Here is a 23808-nt window from a genome sequence, read left to right as displayed (position 1 = left end):
CTTCCCTCTCGATTTGTCTGCTTTGTCTTGCAATTGTCCAAGCCTACATATTCGAATAACATTTCATGAAAACTACCTGCGGGGCGGAATGGACGACATCAAAAAACGATCAGCCCCCAAAAAAACCTGCGCCCCAAACACACTTTTTTTGCAGGACCCTTCGCAATTCCGCGAGCTGTCCCAATGGGATGTCGAGCTACGCCAAATTGAAGAGGGAACTATGAACTCTTCGGTATCCGTTTGGGCAGGTCTTGACCTTCAAATGATCGATTTGTCGTTTGATAAGGCTGTGTACCAAACCGGTGTTTCTCGCTCTGACATTCTAGCGTTTGGCTTACCAGACAAAGGGAGTGTACGGACTTGGCTTAACGGCTCACCCTCAGACACCGCTCTGATGAATTTTGGTAGCGGAGACCCTTTTGAAGGCGTGAGCAATTCAACGCTCACAGGCCTGACCTTTGCCATCGACATCCGAAGGGCTCAACGGATCGCCGACGATTGCGGTCTTGATATCAGCACCGCGCGAAATGACGCTTTAAGATCTTTCGTTAGCGACGCTGGCAAGCTTCATTCCTTAGTCAAAAACAAAGCGCGCTTTCTAATTGGATCAGCGGCCGGACCAAGCTCTGATAGTGAAGAGAGTGATATGATCTTAGAGCTTCTGGAAATGCTGGTGGTAGGCGAAAATTGGAGTGATCGGCGAAACAGTAAAAATAGAACCCGTTTAGCACAACAAGCCGTTGAGTTCATGCGGGCCCATTTGATGGATAACGTGTCAATCGGTGAAGTATGTGCAGATATTCAGGTATCCGCATGCACTCTTCGTCGCGCGTTTCAGGAAACATATGGGGTGAGCCCCAAGCAGTTTTATCTAAGAGCCCGTCTCGGTGCTGTGCGCCATGAACTGGTATCCTGCTCGCCAGAGGAGAGTATATCAGACATCGCAAACGCTTACGGATTTTGGCATATGGGTCAGTTCGCGCGAGACTACAGAGCACTCTTTGGACAACTGCCGACACAAACGTTGTCGGGCAAAATGAACTGAAACAGAGCTTGGCAGTACGCGGCCTAACTTGTCCGCAACACGAGAATTGCAAAGTCGGATTTTGAAGGTCCGCTTGGGGCTGACTGCGGTCCTTTGGAGTAAATATGCGGATGGCTGCAAAGTCCGCAAAGCGGAAGTTTGCTGCGACTGCTTTGAATGGCTGCTCTGCGGACAAAGCTTCCGATAAGTCAGTTTGTCGGGATGTGTGACAACGGCCCATATCAGTCGTTGAAGAACCCTGTGCCGAACGGCCGGTTTGGCCCGAAATATTCGATCTTGTACTCTTTCGGCATTGCCCGCAGTCAAAGAAACCAACCGACAGAAAAGCTATCCACAACAGCCGTCCCCTAACTGGATAGGAGGACACGGAACGGTAGCGTAGGAGCAAAAAACACAGCAATCGCCTTCTAAAGGCTTCAAGACTGCCCTGCATGATTTGCATTCATAAAACCACTGGCACGTGTCGGTTGGCATTCTTTCGGTTTCAATGCGTCCGCACTCAGGGCAAGTCAAAGTGCTATCCAGCACCACAGTTTGTTTTGTCATTGTCTCACATCTGCATGATTAGATAATCGTTGATTTGAGCCTCATTGAACACGATGACCCATGCCAGCGCGGTGATCGCTGAGCTTCCAACAAGCCACCATTTCAGATTTGCCATCGTCCCGTTTCGATGCGCTACGATCCATGAAACCGCGACCAGCGCTGTTGAGATAGCGAGAACATAGTAGCTTGCCGCCGCTATTCTTCCGAATACCGCCAACAAACTGCCACCCAAGCCTAACAACATCATGGCCATTGGAAGAACGCAGCATGCCGCCACCCCCAGAGCGGAAACCGATCCCAGGTAGCTGAATGTCACATATTTCTTCATCTTTCGCTCCCGAGGTGCTCGATTTGATTGTGTTGAGGCACCGGCATTCAGAACGTATAACTCCTGTAGCGACTACAGGATCAATAGGGGGCACTTCACATGATTGCGATAGGTGAGGCTTCCCTGCAAAGCGGGGTCGGCATAGAAACTATCCGCTACTACGAACGCGAAGGTTTCGTACCAAGACCCGCACGAGCTTTGAACAATCGTCGCCTCTATTCGGCAAACGATGTGGGAAGACTTCGATTTTTGAAGAAATGCCGCGACCTGGGGTTCTCTCTCTCAGACGCAAAGGCGCTTTTGGAGCTGTCAGAAGGAAGCGCCGACGACTGCCGATCAGTTAAAGAATTGGCCGAGGCTCACATTGCCAGCGTTCGAACCAAGATAAATGAGCTCAGACGCCTGGAGCGTGCCTTGAGTGAGCTTACAGCCAATTGTGATAGTGGTAAGGTTCACTGCCTGATGCTGCAAAGACTGAGAACGATGGATGATATCTGACTGTGGCCGCTGCGCGGAAGCTCAGGGTCTGAGATTTAGCTAAATGACGTCAGACCAAGGTCTGTGGTGCGATAACAGATTGTAGTTCATAGTCGATTTCACGATGAGAACGAAAGTAGCTGACCTGACGATTGGCAATTGGTCGTTGTCGCGAGTCTTCCTTGCGGCCAGCATTTTAGTGATGGGTACTGCTACCGCAATCGTCGGGGTCTGGGTGTCTAATCGAATCCAGAACGCCGTCGTGCAAAACTCTGCCAACTCTGCGGCGCTGTATATGGAAAGTGTAGTATCCCCGCTCAGCCAGGAATTGGCACATGGCGACCGCCTTTCAAAGCAGGCGAGCCTGGCGCTGGACGAGATTTTTATGACCCAGCCAATGCGAGACCGCATTGTCTCCTACAAATTCTGGAAGGAAGGCGGTGTGATTGCGCACGCCTCGGATACAGACATCATTGGAAACCGTTTCAATCCAACGGATGATCTAAGGCGAGCGTGGAGCGGTGACATCTCCGGCTCTTTCGAAGAGCTTGATCATGCCGAAAGCGCCGCTGAGGCGGCATTGGGGATACCACTACTTGAAGTTTACAGCCCGATCCGCGAACTCTGGTCTGGCGAGATCATCGCAGTTGCGGAGTTCTATGAAAGAGCTGATCAGCTGGAGTTAGACTTAGCCAAGGCCAGACGAACAAGTTGGATGGTCGTCGGTTCCGCATTTCTCGCAAGTACTATTGTTCTGTATTCCATCGTCGCAATTGGTGACAAAACAATTCGACGACAGGGGTCTCTTCTTAAACAGCGCCTGACAGAAAGTGAGAGGATGGCCGAGCAGAATGCCCGGCTGCGCTCGCGTGTCGTCGAGGCGTCAGAAAGATATGCCACGCAAACAGATCGGTTCCTCAAGAAACTCGGTGCCGAACTGCATGATGGTCCTGCGCAATACCTGTCCCTTGCCGCTCTTAGACTGGAGGCGGCGTTTTCCAAAGAGTCCGAAAGGCCTAAAGAGGCAGAGGAAATTCAGCAGTCTTTGCAAAAATCTCTGGCTGAAATTCGTGCAATATCGCGAGGGCTGTCTGCGCCAGATATCGACAGCCTGTCACTCGTCGATGTTGTGAAGAGAGCCGTAGAAGATCACGCCGAACACAGCCCATTGCGACCGGATATTTCATTCTTGGGTAGTCAGGCCCCAGAGTTGTCATTGTCCGACAAGCTGTGCGTTTTTCGGTTCCTTCAGGAAACGCTTTCCAATGCCGCGAGGTATGCTCCAGCATCCAAGTGCACGGTTATCTCTGAGGCGCAGAACGACCGCATAGTTGTAAAGGTCAAAGACGACGGACCTGGATTTGACAGGTCAGAAGAAACCGCGTTGCGAGACGATGGTGGCCAGGGGCTAATGGGCTTGCGAGATCGGGTCGAGAGTATTGGTGGCAGGTTCGAAGTCGCATCAAGACCGGGCGAAGGCACCACCATAGCTATGACACTCTTTCCCAGAAAGTTGGGCACATCATGACTACATCTGTCGTAATAGCTGATGATCACCCGATATTCAGGGATGGCTTGCAACGAACGTTGGATGAAGCTGATGGCTTCGAAGTTTTGGCCGCTGGGTCCAACGCTGAAGAGGCAGTATCGCTGGTCGGCACGCATCAGCCGGACATAGCTGTTCTTGACCTCTCTATGCCCGGTGGCGGGATAAGCGCGACGCGTAAAATTGCGGCGATGGAAAATCCACCCGTCATTGCAATCTTGACGGTCTCAGAGAACAGCAGCGATGTCGCGGACGCCTTGGAGGCGGGCGCGATTGGGTACATTGTGAAGGGAGTAACCGCAAGCGAACTAACCGCTTCCTTACGCAGCATCGCCGCAGGTGAAGGGTTCGTTTCTCCGGGCTTGGCTTCACGAGTATTGCTGCAAATCAATGCTGACACCGGCATGTCTACTAACAGCTGCATTCTCGATGACCTTACGCATCGTGAGGAAGAAATACTTCGACGTGTGGCCAAAGGACTGAGTAATCGTGAAATCGCTGATGAGTTAGACCTTCAGGAAAAGACCGTGAAGCACTACATGACGGCAATCCTGTCCAAGCTTCATGCGCGAAATCGGGTAGAGGCCGCGCTCATTGCCCATGATGTTTGGAACAAGGGAGATTAACGGCGGTCTCTTTGACGACGATGGCGGCCCCTCACTAAGAGTCGCCGCCAACGGATTATTGACTAAAGTTGCAGTTCAGTTGGCAACCGACTGTAACCTCCGACGATCAGAGGCCGTTGCGTTTCTTTCAACAACAGTCCGGTTGTACGGGTCTTTCAACTCGTAGCGCCCAAACTCGATCTCCTCTTTCCAACCATTGGCATAGTTCACTTCTATATTATTGCCCTGGCGTTCGATTTTCGTGGGTCGACTTCCAGCAGTGCCGCTTTGCCCAGAAGAGCGTACGTTGTCGATTGAGATACCATTCGCCAATGACCGAAGCCTTGAGACGTCAGCACCGGTCGCGGGGCGCTCCTCAACAGTTCGGTTCTGCGCATTCTTTCTCTCATACCGCCCGTTTTCGATCTCCTCCTTGGTTCCGTCGGCGTACCGCACTTCAATACCGTTAGCGTTTGTTTCGACCTTCGTTATCCCAGCCGAACCCGACGGTTTGCCCCCTGTTTGAGACCGATCCTGCTTTCCGCTGCCTTTGTTGGAGCGATTGGAGTCATCATTATCATCATCGTCATCGCGACCACTTTTTCCTGATCCAGAATTGTCGTCTCGATCATCATCTCGGTCGTCGTCGCGATCATCGTCTCTATCGTCATCACGATCATCGTCCCGGTCGCCACCACCGCCGCTATTGCCCGACCCAGAGTTGTCGTCCCGGTCACCGTCACGGTCACCACCACGGCCGCTACTGCCCGACCCAGAGTTGTCGTCACGATCATCGTCGCGACCATCCCCGTCGCTTCCCCTGCCGCTCTTGGCAAAGGCATATGACGGTTCAAAGTGTAGGCGACCATCAGCGTCGAACGCTGGCACATAAGGCGTCGCCGCGATCAACGAAGCCAACGCCGCAGTACTTAGAAGTTGACCCAGCTTTCTTTGAGTTTTCATTTTCGCCTCCAATTCTGAGCATCACGTTTCGTGACGTTGGAGACAGGTTACTTCTGGTTCGGCTTCCCCACATCGGGCTTAAGTCTGACGAATTTCAAGCCGAACGTCTTATTAAGATCAGTCAAACCAATAGAGTTTTTGCTGAGCCATGTGACCAGTTTAGTGGGATCTAACCCCGGCCCCCTTCAATTCGTCATCAGGTTCGAGATGAATGACAAAGACCGAACCCGGGTACAAACGCTCCAATTCTTCCTCGATGTCATTGCATATATCGTGTGCCGCGCTGACTGGCATTGTGCCGTCCACAACAAGATGAAACTCCACGAAGATGACATTTGCGGATCTGCGCCCTTTGAGGTCGTGGTACTCTAAGGCTGAGCCGAGATTTGCGTCGATTGCGTTGGAAACAGTCTGCAAGTCATGATCCGAAAGGGTCGCATCCATGAGGCCATCGACGGACGCCCGAATAACTTTCCAGCCCTCCCACAAGATGTTCAGTGCAACAAGAATTGCCAGGATCGGATCAAGGATCAGCCAGCCGGTGACAAGTGCAAGTATCAGACCTGCGATGACACCAACTGAGGTCATGACATCCGTGAAAATGTGCCGGGAGCTTGCCTCCAATGCAGGCGACCCCTCGCGCCTGCCGATTTTGAGCAATAGGTAGGCCCATGCGCCATTCACGCCCGTTGCTATGATATTGATGGCGATTCCAAGAAGCGGCGCATCCTCAAGATGCGGGTTTGGGAGTGCCAGCACAGCTTCTCTGATGATCAAGAACGCCGCCAGCACAATCAGTACGCCCTCGGCGACGGCGGAAAGATACTCGGCTTTTTTGTGACCAAAGGGGTGGTTTTCGTCAGGGGGTATGTTGGCAATCCGAACCGCAAAATACGCCAGCAGTGCCGCAACAACATTCACGGTAGATTCCATCGCGTCTGACAATAGCGCCACCGAGCCTGTCAGCCACCAAGCCAACAGTTTTAGGGCCAGTACCGCAATGGATATAGGAATGGACCAAAGAGCGATTTTTTGTGTCATTTGGCCGCGACCCTCAGTCAATCATGGACGGAAACTCGTGTGATTGGTGAGCTCCGATGTTCAAAACGTAAAACAGGTGTTTGGTAAAAAGGGAATAGGCCTCACAGCTTCCTACTGGCGACCGGCAACAGCATCTGGCCCCCGCAGCATTGCGCCGAACGACTGTTACTCTGATGGAAGCCCAGTCGACGAAACAGGAACAGCTTTGAGATAGGCGGCAATCGCCAAACGGTCCTCATCCGTGAGGCGTGATGTGTTCTCGATGACGTCCACCATCTCACCACCTGCGCTGTCATAATCCGGGGTGAAGCCAGATTTGAGGTATTCGGCAATGTCTGCCTCAGACCAATCAAGCTGGTCTGAGGTCAGGCCGGGGATACGTCCCTTTCCGCTGGGGTTTGGCGCTCCTGTCAACCAGAGATCGCGTTGCACACCCCCTAAGCCGTTGCGTGGCGTATGGCATTCGGCGCAGTGGCCAAGAGCCTCCACCAAGTACCGGCCATGTCGTTGTTGGTCGGTCAGATCTCCATCGAGCACCCATCCTGGCGACATGAACAAATGCTTCCATCCGCCCAGTCCGCGTCGAATGTTGAAGGGAAAGCCAACCTCATGCACCTCGCTTTCGGCTGCGGCCGCTGGCAGCGTGCCGAGAAATGCGTGAAGCGAAACGACGTCGTCTGCCGACATGTTGGTGTAAGATGTATAAGGAAAAGCTGGAAAATAGTGCTGTCCTTCGGGTCCGGTCCCATGGATCAAGGCATTGGCCAGATCCAGGGCAGACCAGGACCCAATACCAACTTCCGGGTCACTGGAAATGTTGGGGGCAATGAACGTGCCAAAATCCGTCTCGAACCTACGACCGCCGGCGAGCATAAGCTTGTCCTCACCAACCGCTTCCGGCGCTGAATGACAGGATGCGCATCCCGCGGCGTGGAATACGATTTCACCTCTGGCGAGATCTGGTTTCAAACCATCGAGTTGAGACTGATCCATTCTTTGCGGTCGGGTCAGCACCAAACCTGCCAACCCAACCACAAGTGCAACGAAAGCGGTGAAAAAGAAAAACCGCTTCATGGCTATCTGCCATTTATTCTTTCGGTGCTCTGTAAGCTTTGTGACATGCAGAACAGCTTCCACCCAGGTCGCCCATCGCAGCTTTCAGGGCTTCAACATCTTGCCCTGCTGCAGCCTGCATCGCAACAGCGGCGTCTGCCATGGCCTGCCCTTTCGCACCAACGTCAGGGAAGTTTTCCCAGATCGCAGGTAGCGCTCGAGAGGACGGATCGGACACATTGTCAGATCCTTGAGGCCACATCGCGGATTGGTCGATCTGCGTGAGCACAACAAGGTTGTTTGCAGCCCGTGTTGCGGCCTCGGCATCATAATCCACCTCGCCTTTGGCCATGCCGCCAAGTGTACCAAGATTGAATGCATAGAGCTGCATGATCGAGGTCCGAGCCTTAACAGCCGGGTTTTCGCTTTGGTGTGCGATGGCTGTGCCAATTGCGGCCACCGAGAACAGACCGGCCGCAAAGATCGAAAATTTCTTCATCATGGTGTGTCTCCCTGTTCAATAGTCTGAACGATAACTTGAACGAATTTACTTGTAATTGTTTGTTCTTCGTCGTCACTTGTTAATTTATGAACAACGAAAACTGGGACGACATTCGATATGCGCTTGCTGTAAGCAAATACGGTTCGTTGAACGCGGCGGCGTCGGCCATGGGCGTCACGCATGCTACAGTCTTGCGAAGGGTGGCCGCATTCGAAGAGCGCAATGGCTGCCGGATTTTTCAGAAAAGCCCGTCAGGGTATTCGGTTCTGCCAGAAGCCAGTGCAATTCTCTCGGCCATGGAAAGCGTCGAAGAGGCGGTTCTTTCGGTAGAGCGGGCAATCGTGGGAGCCAATCGTTCCCCAGTAGGTCATGTGCGAATTACATCAACTGACAGTCTTTGCCAGATTGTTCTACCTCCAATACTAAATGAGATCTCACAGCTTTACCCCGGCCTGAAACTGACTTTATTAAGCGGAAATAGTCACCATGATCTATCCCGGTTGAGCGCAGACATCGCCGTGCGGCCATCGATAAAGCTCGATGAGGGGCTGATAGGGCAGCTTGCAGGAAAACTGTCTTTCGGAGTCTTTGACGACGGCTCTCCCAATAGCAAATGGATGAGGCTTGATGGGGCGTTAAGCCGTTCACTTCCTGCCAAATGGCTGGAGGCGAATGTCAGTGCTGACGAAATGACCAGCGGGGCAGACAGTTTTTTGGTTCTACGAGAGATGGCCGCTGCAGGAGTCGGTAAAACGTTTTTACCCACGTTTTTTGGCGACCCGGATTCCCGGCTTCGAAGGTCGCACGACGTGACTCCAGAAATTGAGGTTCCGCTCTGGGTAGCGACGCTGGACGAAATAGCGAACACTCCCAGATTTGCTATCGTTCAACGTGCGTTGGGTGAACGCTTAGCCATTGTTCTTTCTGGATGACGTTGTTATCAAATTCAGTCCCGAGCACTCGGGCTTCGCTCTCAGAAGATACAATACATAGCGGCTTAAAACCCACATCCAAGCTAACGAACTGGCAGCACGAAGGCCACTTTGGGCAGTGGAGCAGTCACTACGATGACCGAAGTTTCTGGCGCTTATTTGAGCAGAGCAGCCCTTGGCGTATACCGCAGCGAATGACCGCTTCCCGCCCAAAACGACAGATGCTGCGCCCATAGCCTAAGTCGCCTTTGGGCTCAATGCGGTCATACAACTGTTTTGATAGGAACGTCTGCTTTCAGAAGGAATACGCTTTAATCATGCATTTTAACTGCGTTCGACAATGGCGGTTGCGCCCTCCCGCAACCAGCGTCAGAAAATCCAAAACAGCCCGTTCAGACTACAATTGATCCAATGGATCTATCGCTTAACGTCTTCACCTCGTCAGGCTCATAACCTGAAGGTCACAGGTTCAATTCCTACTCCCGCAAACATCACAGTCGAACAAAGTACCAAACAAGCCGCCCTGAACCGTTTTTTGTGTCTGGTCCATGCCCGGTTCGTGATCCATCTTGACAACACCTTTCATTCGGTGATCTGAGGATAGTCAGAACCCACACCACCCTTTTCGACGGTGTTAGCCGAATACTGCGACCGCCGCGTGATCTAAAGTCTTTGAACTAGTGCAACATGCAACGGCCACTCGCGCAAGCTTCGATTTTTTTTTGTTTGATCATGATTGTGAACAGTAATGCGCAGCTTGAACAGGTGAATGCCCCCAGTCAAAAATCGCTATTTTGCGCTATTTCAACAGCTTCGCGCGGGTCTGTAAAAAAATCCAATCCCTGAAGAAATGCCCTTGTACTTCCGCTGCTTGCACGGATATACCCGTCCGTGGAGACGTGGCCGAGTGGTCGAAGGCGCTCCCCTGCTAAGGGAGTAGGCGGGAAACCGTCTCGAGGGTTCGAATCCCTTCGTCTCCGCCATAAACCTATTTCGGATAACTGGCGCGTCCTTTCTAACTTGCCGTTTAGCTATAAATTATCAGCGTTTACTATCTCATCGTTTCATCTTGAGCGTTACTAAGTTAACCTTAGTACATCTCATTGAGTGGTATATTTTGTGGTATTTTAATGGCTGCGCTCTGCGGGAAGCTGGTAGATAATCTTGGCCTGGGTCGGCATGGCGACGGTTCTGGACTGTATCTTTTTGTTGATCCCTCTGATGCGCTGCGCTGGATCGTGCGCGTAACGGTCAAAAGACACGAGAACCACAAGGGTGTTCCGCTGCGCACGGATTTCGGCTTATCCGCATCGGACGGAGGATCGCTTGTTACAACGCGGATCTGAACGCCTGGCTGGCGGCGCGGCGCACCGATCCCGACAACCAGGCTACATAGTGAAAAACCCCAACTCCAAGCGCGGACATGGGGCTTTTCCAGTGACATCAACTGCCAACCTAGCAAGTCCAGTTGATGCCACAGGATGCCCCGCGCCGACAAGACAAAACAAGCGCCGGTACTACTAGTCGCCCCTGAGCCACCCGGTCGAACGGGTGATCGTAGGGAAAGGAAGGATCGAGCATGGCTGATATCTCCCTTTCCAAGTCGATCAATACCTCACACGACAGGGGGCTAGACACATGCTCGCTTCCCCGGACTGATCATCGAGAAACCGCTGACAACTACAGCGGCGAGCTCTTGCGCCATGGTGTCTACCGCATCGCCGTATGTCGGGACGGCGTCCAATGGCTGTTTCAGCGCCAGAGCCCCCAATTTCCCGCTGGGGGAGCAGCATGGGACACGCTAGGGTACTGTGTGTCCAAATCCGGTCTGACCCGGCTCGTCCGTGCGCATATCGGCTGCGACGTTCCGAAGTCAGATGCCATTCCCGAGCATTTCCAGAGGAGGTGCCGCGATGAGTAGGCGTCGATCTCCGAAGGGCAAACGGTCAGATGAGGGCCAATAAGTCCCTCTGCCCTACGCCATGATCAAATCTCCGGCATTGCGGGCTCTGTCCGGACCTGCAGTGAAGCTCTGGCTGGAGCTTCACTCCCGCTCTAACGGCAGCAACAACGGCAAGGTGATTCTGTCGATGAACGAGGCGGCAGAAATCTTGGGGTTGGCGATGCATTAGCTTGGCACAGCAGACTACCCGTTCTTCGAAGGCGTTATGGATCAAGTCGCGACTCCCGTACAGCAGGACAGTTCTGTCTCGGAGACAACATCGAACTTTGTGATGTCGGTTGTTGCCGGGGTTAAACCGCAAGACGAGATCGAAGAAATGCTGGCGATCCAGATGGGAGCGATCCGATTTGTTCCATTCTTCTGCCTTCATACGTTTAGAATGAATGACCGGTTAGCGCGCAGAGCAGACTTAAAGTTGAATTCAAGGAACGACTGTTTCGAGCACAATGCAGACACTTGGTTCAAGCGCAGCATCTGTCGAAAAGGACTAGAAACGTTCATTCGCTGCGTCCTGCGCCTTGGTTCACGAAGCAAAGTTAAGCCACCATTGCTTTTTCATTCTGTACTAGTCCACACTGACTCTCCGTGAATGGTAAAGGGAGACCTCGATGAGCGAAGAAACGATAGGATTTGTTGGTGTTGGCTTGATGGGTCAGGGTATGGCCGCAAATCTGCTAAAAGCCGGCTTCAAAGTTAATGTGGTTGCTCATCGAAACCGTGGCCCTGTCGGTGACTTGGTCGCTCAGGGTGCGATGGAGGCGGAAAACCTCGCGGAGCTCGCTGCAGGTTCCTCAGTTATCCATATTTGTGCACCCGGTTCACCTCAGGTCGAGGCAATTGTCGCGGCCATGATGCCAACCATGCAGGCCGGTAGCGTCATTGTGGATTGTTCCACGTCAGACCCGAATTCCACTATGGCACTCGCAAAAAAGTTAGCGCAGGCCGGTCACCATATGGCGGACGCGCCGTTGGGCGGGACACCGGTGCAGGCACAGAACGGAGAGCTGGCGACCATGGTCGGCGCTGACCCTGTTGTTTTTGAGCGGTTGAAGCCTGTTATCGCAGCTTGGGCAAAGACCATCGTTCACATTGGCCCATGTGCTGCAGGGCACAAAATGAAGCTTCTGAATAACTTTCTTTCACTGGGGTACGCGGCGCTCTATTCAGAAGCGTTGGCACTGTCCGAAAAAGTCGGAATTTCCACCAAAGAATTCGACTCGGTCATTCGTGGCAGCAGGATGGATTGCGGGTTTTATCAAACCTTCATGGGGTACGCGGTTGAAGGTAATCGAGAGTCCCACAAATTCACCCTATCCAATGCTCTAAAAGATTTGCGTTACCTCGAAGCCATGGCAGATGAAGTGGGGCTGTCCAATCCAATCGGAAACGCCGCAAAAAACAGTTTTGCTATGGCGCTTGCCGCTGGAGGTGATGGGCCGAACGACTATGTTCCTCACCTTGTCGATTTCGTGGCTGCGAGAAACGGCGTATCCAAGGCGTAGTTCTGGTCGCGTTGTGCGCGCAGGTAAGAGCGAAATCTTTAAGATGCAGGAACTTTGATTTCAGGTAGTCCCGACAATCATGCTGAGGATCAAAACCGAGAAGTTTCTTTGCCTTGGCGTTTGAATGGAAGGTTTGATCCTGCGTCATTTCCTTCTTAACATCAAAGCCTTCGTAAAACCGCGCTACTAACACTGACGTCGTTAAATTTACAGAGTGGTTGTCTTTTGTTGCTTTGAAATCCGGATACCTCAAATCACGGATGCTCACGAACTGTTGGCGCTCGGAGCAAAAACCTATCAATTGACCTCCTCCGAACCGCTTCCAAATGCGGCCTGCTGCCGGTTAGTTGAGCTCAACTGGCGGGCTGAATGAAAAGACGCGGGACTTCTTTGCCAAGTCACTCACGCAACAATAAAAATGAAAAATGAAATACTTACTCCAAACCCCAAGTGCCAGAGCAATCCTGATGGCACTCTTCATAATCATTGTTGTGAGGGTGTGCAGCCATGAAGGAGCTGGATATCAAGAGCCTGATAAAGAGTTTTTGGACAGTAGAGGCAGGCCCTAACCCGCACTGCCACACCTTTGTGTGTCTTCTTTCCGTTCATAAGCTGTCATCTGAGAAAAATGTTCAGATGGCCAAGTTGAGCCCAAACCTGACCTTCGGCATACTTAAAAATCTTGGTTCAATAGCCGGTTTAAACGTGCGCGTTCTTTGGTCAAGGAGTTACGCTTGATGATCGGAGGCGCTAAGACTGCATTTGAGGAAACAGGCAGGTTAACGTTATGCGAAGTGCAATCTTCTTGCCCTTAGTGGCATTTTTCCTAGGCACCAATGTCTTGGCTCAATCCGCAACGGCAGCTTCTCTCGGGCAATACGAGGTTTTTGGCGTTGAAGACGGAAGCATGCTGAAATTGCGTGCAGGACCGGGAATAGGGTTCAATGTGATCGTGGGCCTTCCAAATGGAACCGCTTTAAGAGTTCACAGTTGCGAGCAGACCGGCGGCACCCGTTGGTGCCGCGTGTCCTTGCAACGTGCGCGTGGCCTAAAGGGATTTGTCTCTTGGGCATATTTGCGAAAGTTGTAAGTATAACTTTGTTGCGGTGCCATCTTAGATGCCCAGATTTTGTCAGAAGAACCAAAATTGAGTCGGTTAAGGTGTTGTCCTAAATTCGGCCAATATTGCAAGCATAGTAGCTATTCAACCGAATGGCAGCGAGCGACTGCTCCGAACCCTTAGTGAACGTTGATGTTTTTGAGCCAACACGTTGATCCCGCAAAGCCGATCCTGTTGAAGGGGCGAATTCCCTTAATTCGAGTTCTCAGGTAATACGTAGTAATGGATATTGTCGTCATTACGACCATCATCACTTCATTTTTTGTTGTAATCGGCGTGGCAGAACCGTTGGCTGCACGTATGCGCCTGCCTTACAGCGTTATCTTAGCGGTCCTGGGGATAGTGATCGGACTTGGCGCAACGTTCTTTCTCAACACTGACTTGACGGATGCACTGAACCCGGGAGCGCAGGCGATTATTGATTTGCCGATCCGGTCAGACGTCTTCCTCTATGTTTTTCTGCCAACGTTGCTCTTCCAGGCGACACTCGGCATGAACCTGCGCAGGATGCTGGATGACTGGATGCCCATCCTGATGATGGCCGTCGTGGCTGTGATTGTGGCGACACTTTCCATTGGCTATGCGCTCAGTTGGGTAAGTGCCTTACCGTTGGTCGCTTGCCTGTTGATTGGTGCTATCGTATCGACAACAGATCCCTCGGCGGTTGTCAGCATTTTTAGGTCAATCTCCGCACCACGCAGGTTGTCGCGAATAATCGAGGGTGAAAGCCTCCTGAACGATGCTGCCGCGATTGCTCTTTTCGGGCTATTCATGAGCTTTGTGATGCTCGGGAGACCTGATCCATCATTAAATGAAGCCGTGGGGCAGTTTCCGCTGTTGATCGCCGGCGGAGCACTCACCGGTTGGCTTATGGCGCGTATAGCGGTTTGGATGATGGCCTTCGTAGACCGTTGGGACAAGGCACAAATTTCAATTTCTGTCGCGCTGCCGTACCTCGCCTATATCGTTGCGGAACAAAGCGTCGGGGCTTCGGGTGTTATCGCAGTTGTGATCACAGGACTAACGCTCAACCTCACCGGCCCCGGTCGTTTGTCACCGATCGCATGGACAAATCTGCAAGAAGTATGGGATCTTCTTGCACACTGGGCCGGAGCGCTAATTTTTATTCTTGCAGCATTGTTGATACCTCGGCTTTTGGAAGGGGTGCAGCCGTCTGACTTTGGCCTGTTGGCAGTGGTGGTTCTTGCAGCAACACTGGCGCGGGCGGCGGTTCTGTTCGGCTTGTTGCCCTTGCTCACGACAATCGGTCTGTCGCCAGTTGTGGAACACCCCTATCGCACCGCAATGCTTTGGGGTGGGCTGCGGGGCGCTGTGACTTTGGCATTGGCACTAGCAGTCACCGAAAGCACTCAAGTACCGCTCGAAACAAAGCGTCTGGTCGGCATTTTGGCCACTGGCTTTACGCTGTTTACACTGATTGTCCAAGGGACAACCTTGCGAACGGTGATCACAAAGCTAGGACTCGACAAACTCACTCCGCTTGATACGGCATTGTCGCGCCAGGTGGTCGCAGTCGCCTTGCAATCAGTCCGCGAGGATATGTCTCGCACTGCGGAAAACTACGACTTGACCCACCAAATTGTAAGAAACGAAGCCAAACAATTTAGCGAACGCCTCGACGAGGCTGTAAAAGCCGCCGAAGACAGCGCGGAGATCCTGGATCGTGACCGGATCACGCTTGGCCTTATTGCGTTAGCCGGTGCAGAGCGGGATTCAGTTTTGGCCCGAATGCGAGAGCGCACCATGTCATCCGTTCTCAGCGAAAAAATTCTGTCAGACGCGGATCGGCTCATTGAAGGCGCAAGGACCGGTGGGCGGATCGGCTATCAGCGCGCGTCCAATCGATCTGTCGTCTATGGCAAGTCTTTTCGGATCGCCGTTTTCCTGCACAACCGCCTACGAATCTCGTTTCCGCTCACTCGTATAACAGCGGACAGGTTCGAAAGACTGCTCATGCAACGTCTGATCCTTCGAGATCTCGATGGGTTTGTCCTTGGTCGCATACGCCGGATCCACGGTCGCCGGGTTGCGGAGTTGCTAGACGACCTGTTGGAGCGCCGATCCGAGGCGGTTGAGACAGCGCTTGAAGGATTACGGCTCCAATATCCAGGTTATGCGGAAAAGCTGGAGCGGCGGTTCATCCGAAGGACAGCATTGCGACTGGAGGAGCGAGAATACGCGGTCATGCGCGAGGATGGCCTGGTAGGCGAAGAGCTCTATTCGGTGTTGATGCAGGAAGTGGCGGCACGACGTGCTTTATCCGAAGGGCGTCCTGTACTGGACATTGCCCTGAAGAGGCGGGATCTGGTCAGGCAGTTTCCACTATTCTCTGATCTCGACAAAGCTTCATTGCGAAAACTCAGTAGAGCGCTGCGTACGCGCTACGCCAACGCGGGTGACACGATACTTTCCAAAGATGAATTGACCCGGAGTGTGTTTTTCATCGCTTCTGGAGCCGTCGAAGTGGAGTTCGGCAGACACACCACACGTTTAGGTCGTGGCGAAATGTTTGGGCAATTGGCCATGCTCATGAAACGGCCCCGTCGGGTAAATGCGCGAGCGCTGGCGCCCTCGACACTGCTTATGCTTGACGAAGCAAGATTCCGGCGCTTGCTGCGGCGAAGCAAGGCCATGCGGAACTCTGTCAAGATGAGCGCCAGCAAACGCATGATCGACCCTGCGGTGTTGGACCTGGACGAGCATGAAGATTCTCCTGATTAAGGATAGCTGTAAAGAAAGCTCATCAATTAGAATGGAACCGCTACAACTGTTTTTTCATTTCGCGATAGCGCGATGTCCATTTTTTGGTCGAAGCGAATGCTTTAACTGAGGTGATGCACTTCTTGAAGGCCGTAGACCGGCGTCGGAATACCCTCCATCCGGGCCTTTATTTGCAGCGATAGGAACTGTGAATAATGCCGGGACTGATGCAGGTTTCCACCATGCATCCAGAGGTTTGGAACCTGTGTCGGCTTCCACATATTGCGTTGCTCGCCTTCCCAAGGCCCCGGGTCCTTGGTTGTGTCAGAGCCCAGACCCCAGCATTTCCCAAGCCGATCCGCCATTTCCTGACCCATCAGGTCCGCCACCCAGCCGTTCATCGAATTATACCCCGTCGCATAGACCACCAGATCGGCATCCAGATGCGTGCCGTCATCAAGGATAACTCCGGTTTCATCAAGCGCGGTGACCTGACCCCGTTTCAGCTTGATCTCGCCATCAATGATCAACTGGCTGGCCCCTATATCGATGTAGTAGCCCGATCCGCGACGCAGGTATTTCATAAACAGCCCGCTGTCATCATCGCCCCAATCCAGCCAGAACCCGGCCTTTTCCAACCCGTCATAGAACTCTTTGTCCTGTTCTTTCATCGCGGCATAGGCTGGAATCTGGAATTCATGAAGAATGCGATAGGGCAGCGAAGCAAAGATCAGATCGGCCTTTTCGGTCGTCATGCCAGACTGCACCGCACGTTCAGAATAGAGATCGCCCAGTCCGATTTCCATGAGGGTGTCAGAGCGGACAATATGGGTTGAGGACCGCTGCACCATGGTCACATCGGCATCGTTTTCCCAGAGCGCGGCGCAGATGTCGTGGGCCGAGTTGTTGGACCCCACCACAACGACCTTTTTACCGGCCCATTTGTCAGGACCTTCATGTTCCGACGAATGCACCTGTTCGCCTTTGAAAACATCCATACCCGGAAAATCAGGCATGCGTTTCTTGCCGGACATCCCCGTCGCCATGATCAGTTGCTTGGGCCGCAGTACAACCTCTTCGCCGTCCCGGTCCACCGTGATGGTCCATTCGCCCCTGTCTTCGTCAAACGTGACGGATTTGGCCGTCGTGTGCGTCCAATAGTTCAGCTCCATCACCTTGGTGTACATCTCAAGCCAGTCACCGATCTTGTCCTTGGGCGAGAAGACGGGCCAGTTTTCCGGGAACTTGATATAGGGCAGATGGTCGTACCAGACCGGGTCGTGCAGGCAGAGGGATTTGTAGCGATTGCGCCAACTGTCGCCGGGCCGATCATTCCGTTCAACGATGATCGTCGGTACACCCAGCTGACGCAGCCGCGCGCCCATAGCGATCCCGCCCTGACCACCGCCGATGATGACGCAGTAGGGCTGTGTTTCGTAACCCAGTTCAGCCTCTTCCTGCGCCCGTTCTTCTGCCCATGTGGTCCTGTGTTTGCCCGCACCGTGCTTGGCCCCAAGTGGACGGTTGAACCCTTTGGGCTCTTCATGACCTTTCAGCTCGACCATCGTGGTCAGCAATGTCCAAATCTTGCCATCCTTGAGGCGGATCAACCCGTAGCCGCGTGCCACTTCGGTTTCGAACTCGATCCAAGCGGTGGTTATTCCGCCGTCTTCAGTTGGAACTTCACCTTCAGCTATTTTCCAACCACTCGGCTTGGTTGTGGCCAACTGATGCGCGAGCATATCTGCTACCTGCGCCTTGCCCTCAACCGTTTTAATATTCCAGGTAAAGCTTACCAGATCGCGCCAATAGCAATCGTCCTGGAACATATCGCAGGCGGCATCGATATCGACTTGGGACAAAGCCGCGCCGAAGTCATCCAGAAACCCCTGAACCTGATCCGAGAGTGTTGTGTCGAGCATGTCATCCTCCCTATCTCCACGGAGCAGAAGGCTGGCAAATCCGCGACCCTTCGGGCAAGCGGATTTGGCGCCTCAACACTTAGTTCAGTCTAAAAATGCAAGGGCTTGTTGCGCGTGCAACAAGGGCGCAACACGGGTACATATGCGTCTAAGTGGGCGGTCTAAGCCCGGCCTTTCGCATACGGCGCAGGATCGTCGATCGGTTCACACCAAGGCGCCTTGCCAGTTGGGACATGTTCCAATCGCAGGCACGCAAAAGTGCTTCCAGATCATCTGAGTCCTGCTTTTGCGTAGGGGCGAGCGCCGGGGCGGGCAAATCCGTTAAGTCGATGATGTTGTCCTGACACAGGGCGACCGAACTTTGCAGCAGATGTTCCAGTTCACGAATATTGCCGCGCCACAATCGTGATTTCAGGTCGGCGCGGGCAGCGGTCGACAGGCGAATATCATGGCTGGCAAACCGTCGAAGCAGACGATCAATCAACCAATCCAGATCCGCACGGTGGCGCAAAGGCGGCACAGACAATGTAGCCCCCACAATCCGGTGCAGCAGATCTTCGCGCAGACTGCCCTGCAATCCCGCAGGGGGCTGTCGACATGAGGCGATGATCCTCAGATCAGCCCGCCGCTCAAGCACTGCCAAAAGAGAGGCCTGAGCAGGCTCGCTCAGGTCTTCAACGCCACGCAGGAACAGTGTGCCAGGTTCGATACCATGGCAGAAATTGAATGTTGGCGTATCGCAACAGATCACGGTGTGGAAATCCTGTGTCGCAGGATCAGCCATATGGATCGCGCGCGCCAGCTTGGTCTTGCCCGTCCCGCTTTCACCGGTCAGCAAAAGCGGCAGATTGGTCGGCGCAAGACGGGCAGCTTTGTTCAATAGTTGCTTAAGACCCGCATCTGGCCCTGCAAAGCTACCAAGGGCACCAGGCAGAACCTGTTCCCGTTTGCGCAAAGCTGCCGTCATCTGCGGCGTCTGTGGCGCAACGGCATGACCATAGAGCGCGCGCCCATCCTTGAGGTGCAGAACGCGGTCTTCGGACGGTCTGCCGCGCATGAACTCGGGCATGTCATCAACACTGATTTCAAGCCAGTCCTGCAGTTGCGACCCTATCAGGTGACCCGAACCATCCGGGTCCAGAGCGCGTCGGGCCCCCGAGGTCATACCGATGATCTTGCCGCCTCCGTCCACTGCAACCGCCGCTTCGGGATCGACCTCAAGAAATTCGGGGCTGGCTGAAAAGCGCAGGACCCAATCGCGCCGGGTCGATGCCATCAGGTTTGCCATCTCGACGCGACGGGCGGAATTCGTCACCAATGTCATCGCCAGATTCTGCGACGCCTTTGGCGAGGGTCCACGCAACAATGACACATCTAGAACAGCCGCAAGAGCTCCTTTGGTGTCAAAAATAGGTGCAGCCGTGCAAGACAGCGGCGTATGCGTAATCGAAAAATGATCGCCCTGATGAATCGTCACCGGCTGACCCGTAACGATACACGACCCCACTCCGTTCGTTCCCGCCAACTCTTCCGTCCACTTGAAACCTAGATGAAGACCCGCAGTTCTGAGTTCGTCCTCGAAGTTCTGGTCGCCAAAGAAATCGACGCAGACGCCATCTGCATCCGCAAGCAGCAGGACGTAGTTCTGCCCTGCCACCTGCGCAAACAGCGATTGAAGTCCCGAGCGCGCGGTCGCGATCAGACGTTCGGATTGTTCTAGGTGTTCTCGGAATTTGGTGTCAGGCAGGATGTGCGCAGGTTCTTGTCGTGAGGGATCCATACCGTAGGTTTCAACACAGCGCTGCCAGCTATCCGCGACAAGTCGGTCTCGCCCTGTATCGAAACCGCTTAAGACGCGGTCAATCTCTTTTGAATGCTGGCGATCCAACAGCTTCCCGCCCTACAAACCCATCTTAAAAATAGCATGAGTATGGCTTCGCGCCTATGTTCAAATTTCGTCTGGCAGACGTTTGGCGCTTTGCCTTGTCAAGCTGACCTGCGTCGAACGCGCAGCGTTGGGCCCTTTAGGCTCAGAGTTGTCATTCTCTGAAATTTGTATGAGTGGCAGCGATGTGTTTCGAAACGAGAATTCTAGCATTCTAACCTTGGGCTTTGCTCCGCTAGACACCAAGTTCAGTTCAGTACTTTAATAGTTTAACCCACTGTTTTTCAAATTCAATATATACCTTTCAGTAACTTGCAGGCATAGTTCCGCACTTCCACTCCGCCGCAACCTTAAATATTGGCACATTTCGGATAAACTTCTAGGCCAACTCGGCCAGAGCCGTGTCGATCCGGGACAGCATCGGGGATTGGCCCGCGGTTTCAACGATGACGCGGGCTTTGCTCAGGTGTTGCACGGCCAATTGCTTCTTCTTGCGCGCTTTATAGAGCAACCCGAGGATCATGTCGCAGCGGGCTATATAGTGCCCTTTGTCGTCGAATTGGGGGTTGCTGCGCACCTCGTCCAGCATAGCAACCAGTTTCTTTTCGCCAAAGAACAGCACCCAAAGGATCGAGCGGAAATTCCGGAGAAAGACGCCAGCTGACGCTCCGCCCTCACCGGTCAGGATGGCAAGATACATTTCGCATAGGAACAGACGCGCCCAATCGGCCGACACTTTAGTGCCTTCGTCCGTGCGTTTTTGAACGGCACGCTCGATCTGCCGTAGCCCGTCAGCGATGCGTCCTTTGAGGGCATAGGCTACTCCCAGCATCGTTGCCGGGCCCATGGTGAACAGGGTCCAGCCGTGTTCATTGCAATTGGCGATATGGGCCTCAATGATCTCGATCGCGCCGGGTGTTTCCGTAGGCACCATGGCGGATACGCGGGCGGCCTCGGCGATGGCGCGTTCGAACTCGACTTTTGAAGCCTTGTGCGCCTCTTCCGCGATGGCCAGCGCCTTTTCGTGGTCATCGGCGACCATGGCGATCAGGGCTTTCATCGCTGTGCCATAGCCCAAAGCCCTTGGGTCGTTGGTCTTTTTGCCCAGTGCTATCATCTTGTCTGCGGTGGCGTGCGCGCGGGCGACTCGTCCGCGGGTCAGTTCGTTCCAACCGATGGTGGCGAGGTAGAAGTTCTGGATATAGGCGTCGTCGATCTTTTCCAGCTCGGCCTCGATCACGCGGGCTTTGGCTTCGAATTCGGCGTTTGAAATCGGCGAGAAATAGATCGACACCGAAAGCTCATTCACCATGGCATAGGCCCGTGAGGCCGGATCGCCCAGACGTTCGGCCATGGCGGTCAGATCCTGTTGCACCCAGTGGGCCTCGCGGTATTTGCCATTACAGACAAGGCAGGACACGTAGTGGTGCAGGAACAGCGCGTGATGAGAGCTGTCGCCCACCTGTTCAAGGATGGGGCGCACGGACCCGGCAAGGTCAATGATCGTTTTGACCCTGAGCGAGATGTTCGAACACAGCGCAAAGCTGGCCAGAAACTCAGCGAACTCGGACTTTGAGGCGCAGTCTGGATCGCTTTCATAAAGGGCATAGGCTGCCGTGTAGTAATTGTTGGCCTCGTCCAGCGAATAGACACCCAGAGACTTGTCCCCGGCCATCGCCGTATATCGAAACGCTTTGTCGGTCTGGTCCGTCTGGCCGTAGTGGTAGGCCAACATTTCGGCCACTTCCTGCAGGCGGTTTGCGTTGCGCAGGACCAGACACTCGGCCACTTCCAGATGCAGGCCCGCGCGGCGGGTGGCGACAAGGCTCTGATACACGGCATCGCGCAGTAGGACATGCTTGAACACGTAGTCCGAGGAGTTTTCGTCGCGATACAACACGTCCTGAGCCTGAAGTCGCTGCAGAGCGTCACCGGTTTCGCCGGGGTCTTTGGCCAGTTGCGAGAGCAGACCGGGATCAAACCGTCGCCCAATTACGGCGGCGGCTTGCAGCAGGTCCCGATCCTTGGTTGACAGGCGGTCAACGCGGGCGGTCAGCAGGTTCAGCATGCTGGCCGGCAGGTCGGCCTGCGCCATGTCGATATCCAGATGCGCCTCGGTCGCGTCGACCCGAAGGCTGCCTTGCTCCAACAAGTAGGTCAGGATTTCTTCGCCAAACAGCGGGTTACCACCGGCACGTTCGGCCAGTTGCCGGTCCAGTCCCGCGGGCAGAGTGGTTACGCCCAGCCGGTTGCGCGCCAGGTTGGCGAAATCCTCGGTCACCAGCGGTTTCAGCGCGATGGTCCGAACCTTGTCGTCATCGCGCCAAGCAGGCGTGTATTCCGGGCGGTGCGTCTGGATCAGCAACAAGTTGGTCAGGTCCGACCGGTTGACGATGCCCTGCAACAGCTCTTCCGAGGCGCTGTCGATCCAGTGGCTGTCTTCGATGAACAGGATCACGGGCTGCTTGGCGCATCGCGCTTTCAGCAGCTCGGGCAGCAATTCACGGGTGCGCAGGCCAATGAGAACGCCGTCAAGCCCGTCCAATGCGTCCGGCGGTGGTGTCAGGCCAAGCAGGTTCATCAGCAGGCCCAAATTCTGTTGAGAAAAGCACTCCCAAGCTTTCAGGCCGGTTTCGATCTTGTAGGCGATGCGGGTTGGGTTGTCCTGATCCTTGATGCGGAACCCGGTTCGGACAATCTCGATGATCGGGAGGAAGGGAACCTGCTGCCGATCCGCAAAACAATAGCCAGTCAGGACGTCAATCTGATCGCGGGGCAGGCGGTTGAGGAACTCGAACACAAGCCGGGTTTTGCCCAAGCCTGGTTCCGCCACCAGATCCACCACCGAAACGCCGTTGCGCGCCCGAGCCAATGAATCAGCCAATTGAGTCAGTTCGCTTTCGCGCCCCACATAGGTGCTGAGACCACGCGCGACCGAGGCATCAAATCGCGAGGCATCGGCCCGTACGGATTGCAGTTGCCACAATTTCTGAGGGGCAGCGAGACCTTTGAGTTGATGTTCCCCATCAAAGCGCAGCTCAGTCACCCATTCGACAAGGCTGCGGGTCTTGTCGCAGATCAGCGTACCCCCCGATGGGGCCAGGTTTTCGATGCGCGACGCCATGTTGACCGTGCTGCCCACCGCTGTTGCCGGGCCGTCTGCGCCCTGTACGGCAGCCATCAGAACGGTGCCGGAACTGATGCCGACCCGCATCTGAGGGCGCACACCAAAGCGGGCCTCGATCTTTTGGGCGGATGCGCGGAAAGCGTGATGAATGGCGTCGGCGGCGCGGCAGGCCCGTTCGGCCGGGTCCTCTAGTGCCTCAGGGATGCCGAACAGCGCCATGATACTGTCCCCGGCAAAGTCGCGGACCGTACCACCATGTTTTGTTACCGCGCCCGAGAGTGTGTCGTAGACCAGACGCACAAACTCCAAAGCTTGTTCTTCGTCCAGTTTCGAGACGATCGACGTATAGCCAACCATATCCGCAAACAGGACCGAGACCTGGCGCCGCTGCCCCAGATCGCCCTGTTGTTGTGAAGATATGACCCCGCCGTCCTGCATTACCACCGGAGTGATACAGCAGCAAAGCACGCGCCGCCAGCCGTTGCGGACATGTTGGTGTGATTGGTCTGTGAAATGTACGCGAAAATGTC

19 protein-coding genes and 1 tRNA gene are annotated in these 23808 nt (G+C 54.1%); 11 read left to right on the top strand and 9 right to left on the bottom strand.

Translation table 11 applies throughout. The features are described from left to right. The first annotated feature begins 88 nt into the window (after positions 1-88). Entirely contained in the window at positions 89-1045 is a 957-nt protein-coding gene (locus tag ACR0NO_RS11540) for a helix-turn-helix domain-containing protein (RefSeq protein WP_480724031.1), read from the top strand. A gap of 327 nt (positions 1046-1372) precedes the next feature. On the opposite strand, the gene ACR0NO_RS11535 is transcribed toward ACR0NO_RS11540, so the two are convergent. Together ACR0NO_RS11535 and ACR0NO_RS11530 are read right to left on the bottom strand one after the other, a co-directional pair. After that, entirely contained in the window at positions 1373-1591 is a 219-nt protein-coding gene (locus tag ACR0NO_RS11535; protein WP_480724030.1) for a GDCCVxC domain-containing (seleno)protein, read from the bottom strand. 4 nt (positions 1592-1595) lie between these two features. After that, positions 1596-1919: a hypothetical protein gene (locus ACR0NO_RS11530; protein ID WP_480724029.1), complete on the bottom strand. Its 324-nt coding sequence runs from the start codon at positions 1917-1919 to the stop codon at positions 1596-1598. Positions 1920-2018: 99 nt separating this feature from the next. On the opposite strand from ACR0NO_RS11530, the gene ACR0NO_RS11525 reads away from it, so the two are divergent. The 3 genes from ACR0NO_RS11525 (at position 2019) to ACR0NO_RS11515 (ending at position 4568) form a co-directional block, all read left to right on the top strand. Beyond that, positions 2019-2417: a MerR family transcriptional regulator gene (locus ACR0NO_RS11525; protein ID WP_480724028.1), complete on the top strand. Its 399-nt coding sequence runs from the start codon at positions 2019-2021 to the stop codon at positions 2415-2417. Between the two features lie 103 nt (positions 2418-2520). After that, on the top strand, positions 2521-3924 hold the full coding sequence (locus ACR0NO_RS11520; protein ID WP_480724027.1) for a sensor histidine kinase: 1404 nt from the start codon (positions 2521-2523) through the stop codon (positions 3922-3924). Further along, positions 3921-4568: a response regulator gene (locus tag ACR0NO_RS11515; RefSeq protein WP_260023726.1), complete on the top strand. Its 648-nt coding sequence runs from the start codon at positions 3921-3923 to the stop codon at positions 4566-4568. The genes ACR0NO_RS11520 and ACR0NO_RS11515 overlap by 4 nt, the downstream gene beginning before the upstream one ends. Positions 4569-4643: 75 nt before the next feature. On the opposite strand, the gene ACR0NO_RS11510 is transcribed toward ACR0NO_RS11515, so the two are convergent. The 4 genes from ACR0NO_RS11510 to ACR0NO_RS11495 all read right to left on the bottom strand — a co-directional run bounded on the left by ACR0NO_RS11510 (position 4644) and on the right by ACR0NO_RS11495 (position 8106). Continuing rightward, positions 4644-5510, bottom strand: a complete 867-nt coding sequence (locus tag ACR0NO_RS11510) for a hypothetical protein (protein WP_425085767.1) — start codon at positions 5508-5510, stop codon at positions 4644-4646. Between the two features lie 159 nt (positions 5511-5669). Further along, the gene (locus ACR0NO_RS11505; protein WP_480724026.1) at positions 5670-6551 is read right to left on the bottom strand and encodes a cation diffusion facilitator family transporter; all 882 of its coding nucleotides are present in this window, start codon (positions 6549-6551) and stop codon (positions 5670-5672) included. A gap of 165 nt (positions 6552-6716) precedes the next feature. Continuing rightward, the gene (locus ACR0NO_RS11500) at positions 6717-7625 is read right to left on the bottom strand and encodes a c-type cytochrome (RefSeq protein WP_480724041.1); all 909 of its coding nucleotides are present in this window, start codon (positions 7623-7625) and stop codon (positions 6717-6719) included. Positions 7626-7638: 13 nt separating this feature from the next. Beyond that, positions 7639-8106 carry a c-type cytochrome gene (locus ACR0NO_RS11495; protein WP_425085770.1) on the bottom strand — a complete coding sequence of 156 codons (468 nt, stop codon included), beginning with the start codon at positions 8104-8106 and terminating at the stop codon, positions 7639-7641. 86 nt (positions 8107-8192) lie between these two features. Between ACR0NO_RS11495 and ACR0NO_RS11490 the strand changes: the two genes are divergently transcribed. The 7 genes from ACR0NO_RS11490 to ACR0NO_RS11460 all read left to right on the top strand — a co-directional run bounded on the left by ACR0NO_RS11490 (position 8193) and on the right by ACR0NO_RS11460 (position 16365). After that, a complete protein-coding gene (locus tag ACR0NO_RS11490) occupies positions 8193-9038 on the top strand; it encodes a LysR family transcriptional regulator (RefSeq protein ID WP_480724025.1) in 846 nt (281 codons plus the stop codon). A gap of 893 nt (positions 9039-9931) precedes the next feature. After that, positions 9932-10021, top strand: a tRNA-Ser gene (locus ACR0NO_RS11485). 999 nt (positions 10022-11020) lie between these two features. Next, the gene (locus tag ACR0NO_RS11480; protein ID WP_480724024.1) at positions 11021-11170 is read left to right on the top strand and encodes a hypothetical protein; all 150 of its coding nucleotides are present in this window, start codon (positions 11021-11023) and stop codon (positions 11168-11170) included. Between the two features lie 439 nt (positions 11171-11609). Next, positions 11610-12503 (top strand): NAD(P)-dependent oxidoreductase, encoded by an 894-nt coding sequence (locus tag ACR0NO_RS11475; RefSeq protein WP_480724023.1) that lies wholly within the window; start codon positions 11610-11612, stop codon positions 12501-12503. Positions 12504-13010: 507 nt separating this feature from the next. Continuing rightward, positions 13011-13241 (top strand): hypothetical protein, encoded by a 231-nt coding sequence (locus tag ACR0NO_RS11470; protein ID WP_480724022.1) that lies wholly within the window; start codon positions 13011-13013, stop codon positions 13239-13241. Positions 13242-13290: 49 nt separating this feature from the next. Then, entirely contained in the window at positions 13291-13593 is a 303-nt protein-coding gene (locus tag ACR0NO_RS11465; protein ID WP_480724021.1) for an SH3 domain-containing protein, read from the top strand. A gap of 252 nt (positions 13594-13845) precedes the next feature. Continuing rightward, positions 13846-16365, top strand: coding sequence for a cation:proton antiporter (locus ACR0NO_RS11460; RefSeq protein WP_480724020.1), 2520 nt, complete (start codon positions 13846-13848; stop codon positions 16363-16365). Between the two features lie 101 nt (positions 16366-16466). On the opposite strand, the gene ACR0NO_RS11455 is transcribed toward ACR0NO_RS11460, so the two are convergent. From ACR0NO_RS11455 to ACR0NO_RS11445, 3 genes are all read right to left on the bottom strand, one after another. Continuing rightward, positions 16467-18266, bottom strand: coding sequence for an NAD(P)-binding domain-containing protein (locus ACR0NO_RS11455; protein WP_480724019.1), 1800 nt, complete (start codon positions 18264-18266; stop codon positions 16467-16469). 148 nt (positions 18267-18414) lie between these two features. Continuing rightward, complete coding sequence (locus ACR0NO_RS11450) at positions 18415-20154, bottom strand: sigma-54-dependent Fis family transcriptional regulator (RefSeq protein WP_480724018.1); 1740 nt, start codon at positions 20152-20154, stop codon at positions 18415-18417. A 376-nt stretch (positions 20155-20530) separates the two neighbouring features. Beyond that, complete coding sequence (locus ACR0NO_RS11445) at positions 20531-23716, bottom strand: ATP-binding protein (protein WP_480724017.1); 3186 nt, start codon at positions 23714-23716, stop codon at positions 20531-20533. Between the last annotated feature and the right edge of the window lie 92 nt (positions 23717-23808).

The organism is Ruegeria sp. CL3, from assembly GCF_056536505.1.
This window is presented reverse-complemented; position numbering and strand designations above follow the sequence as displayed.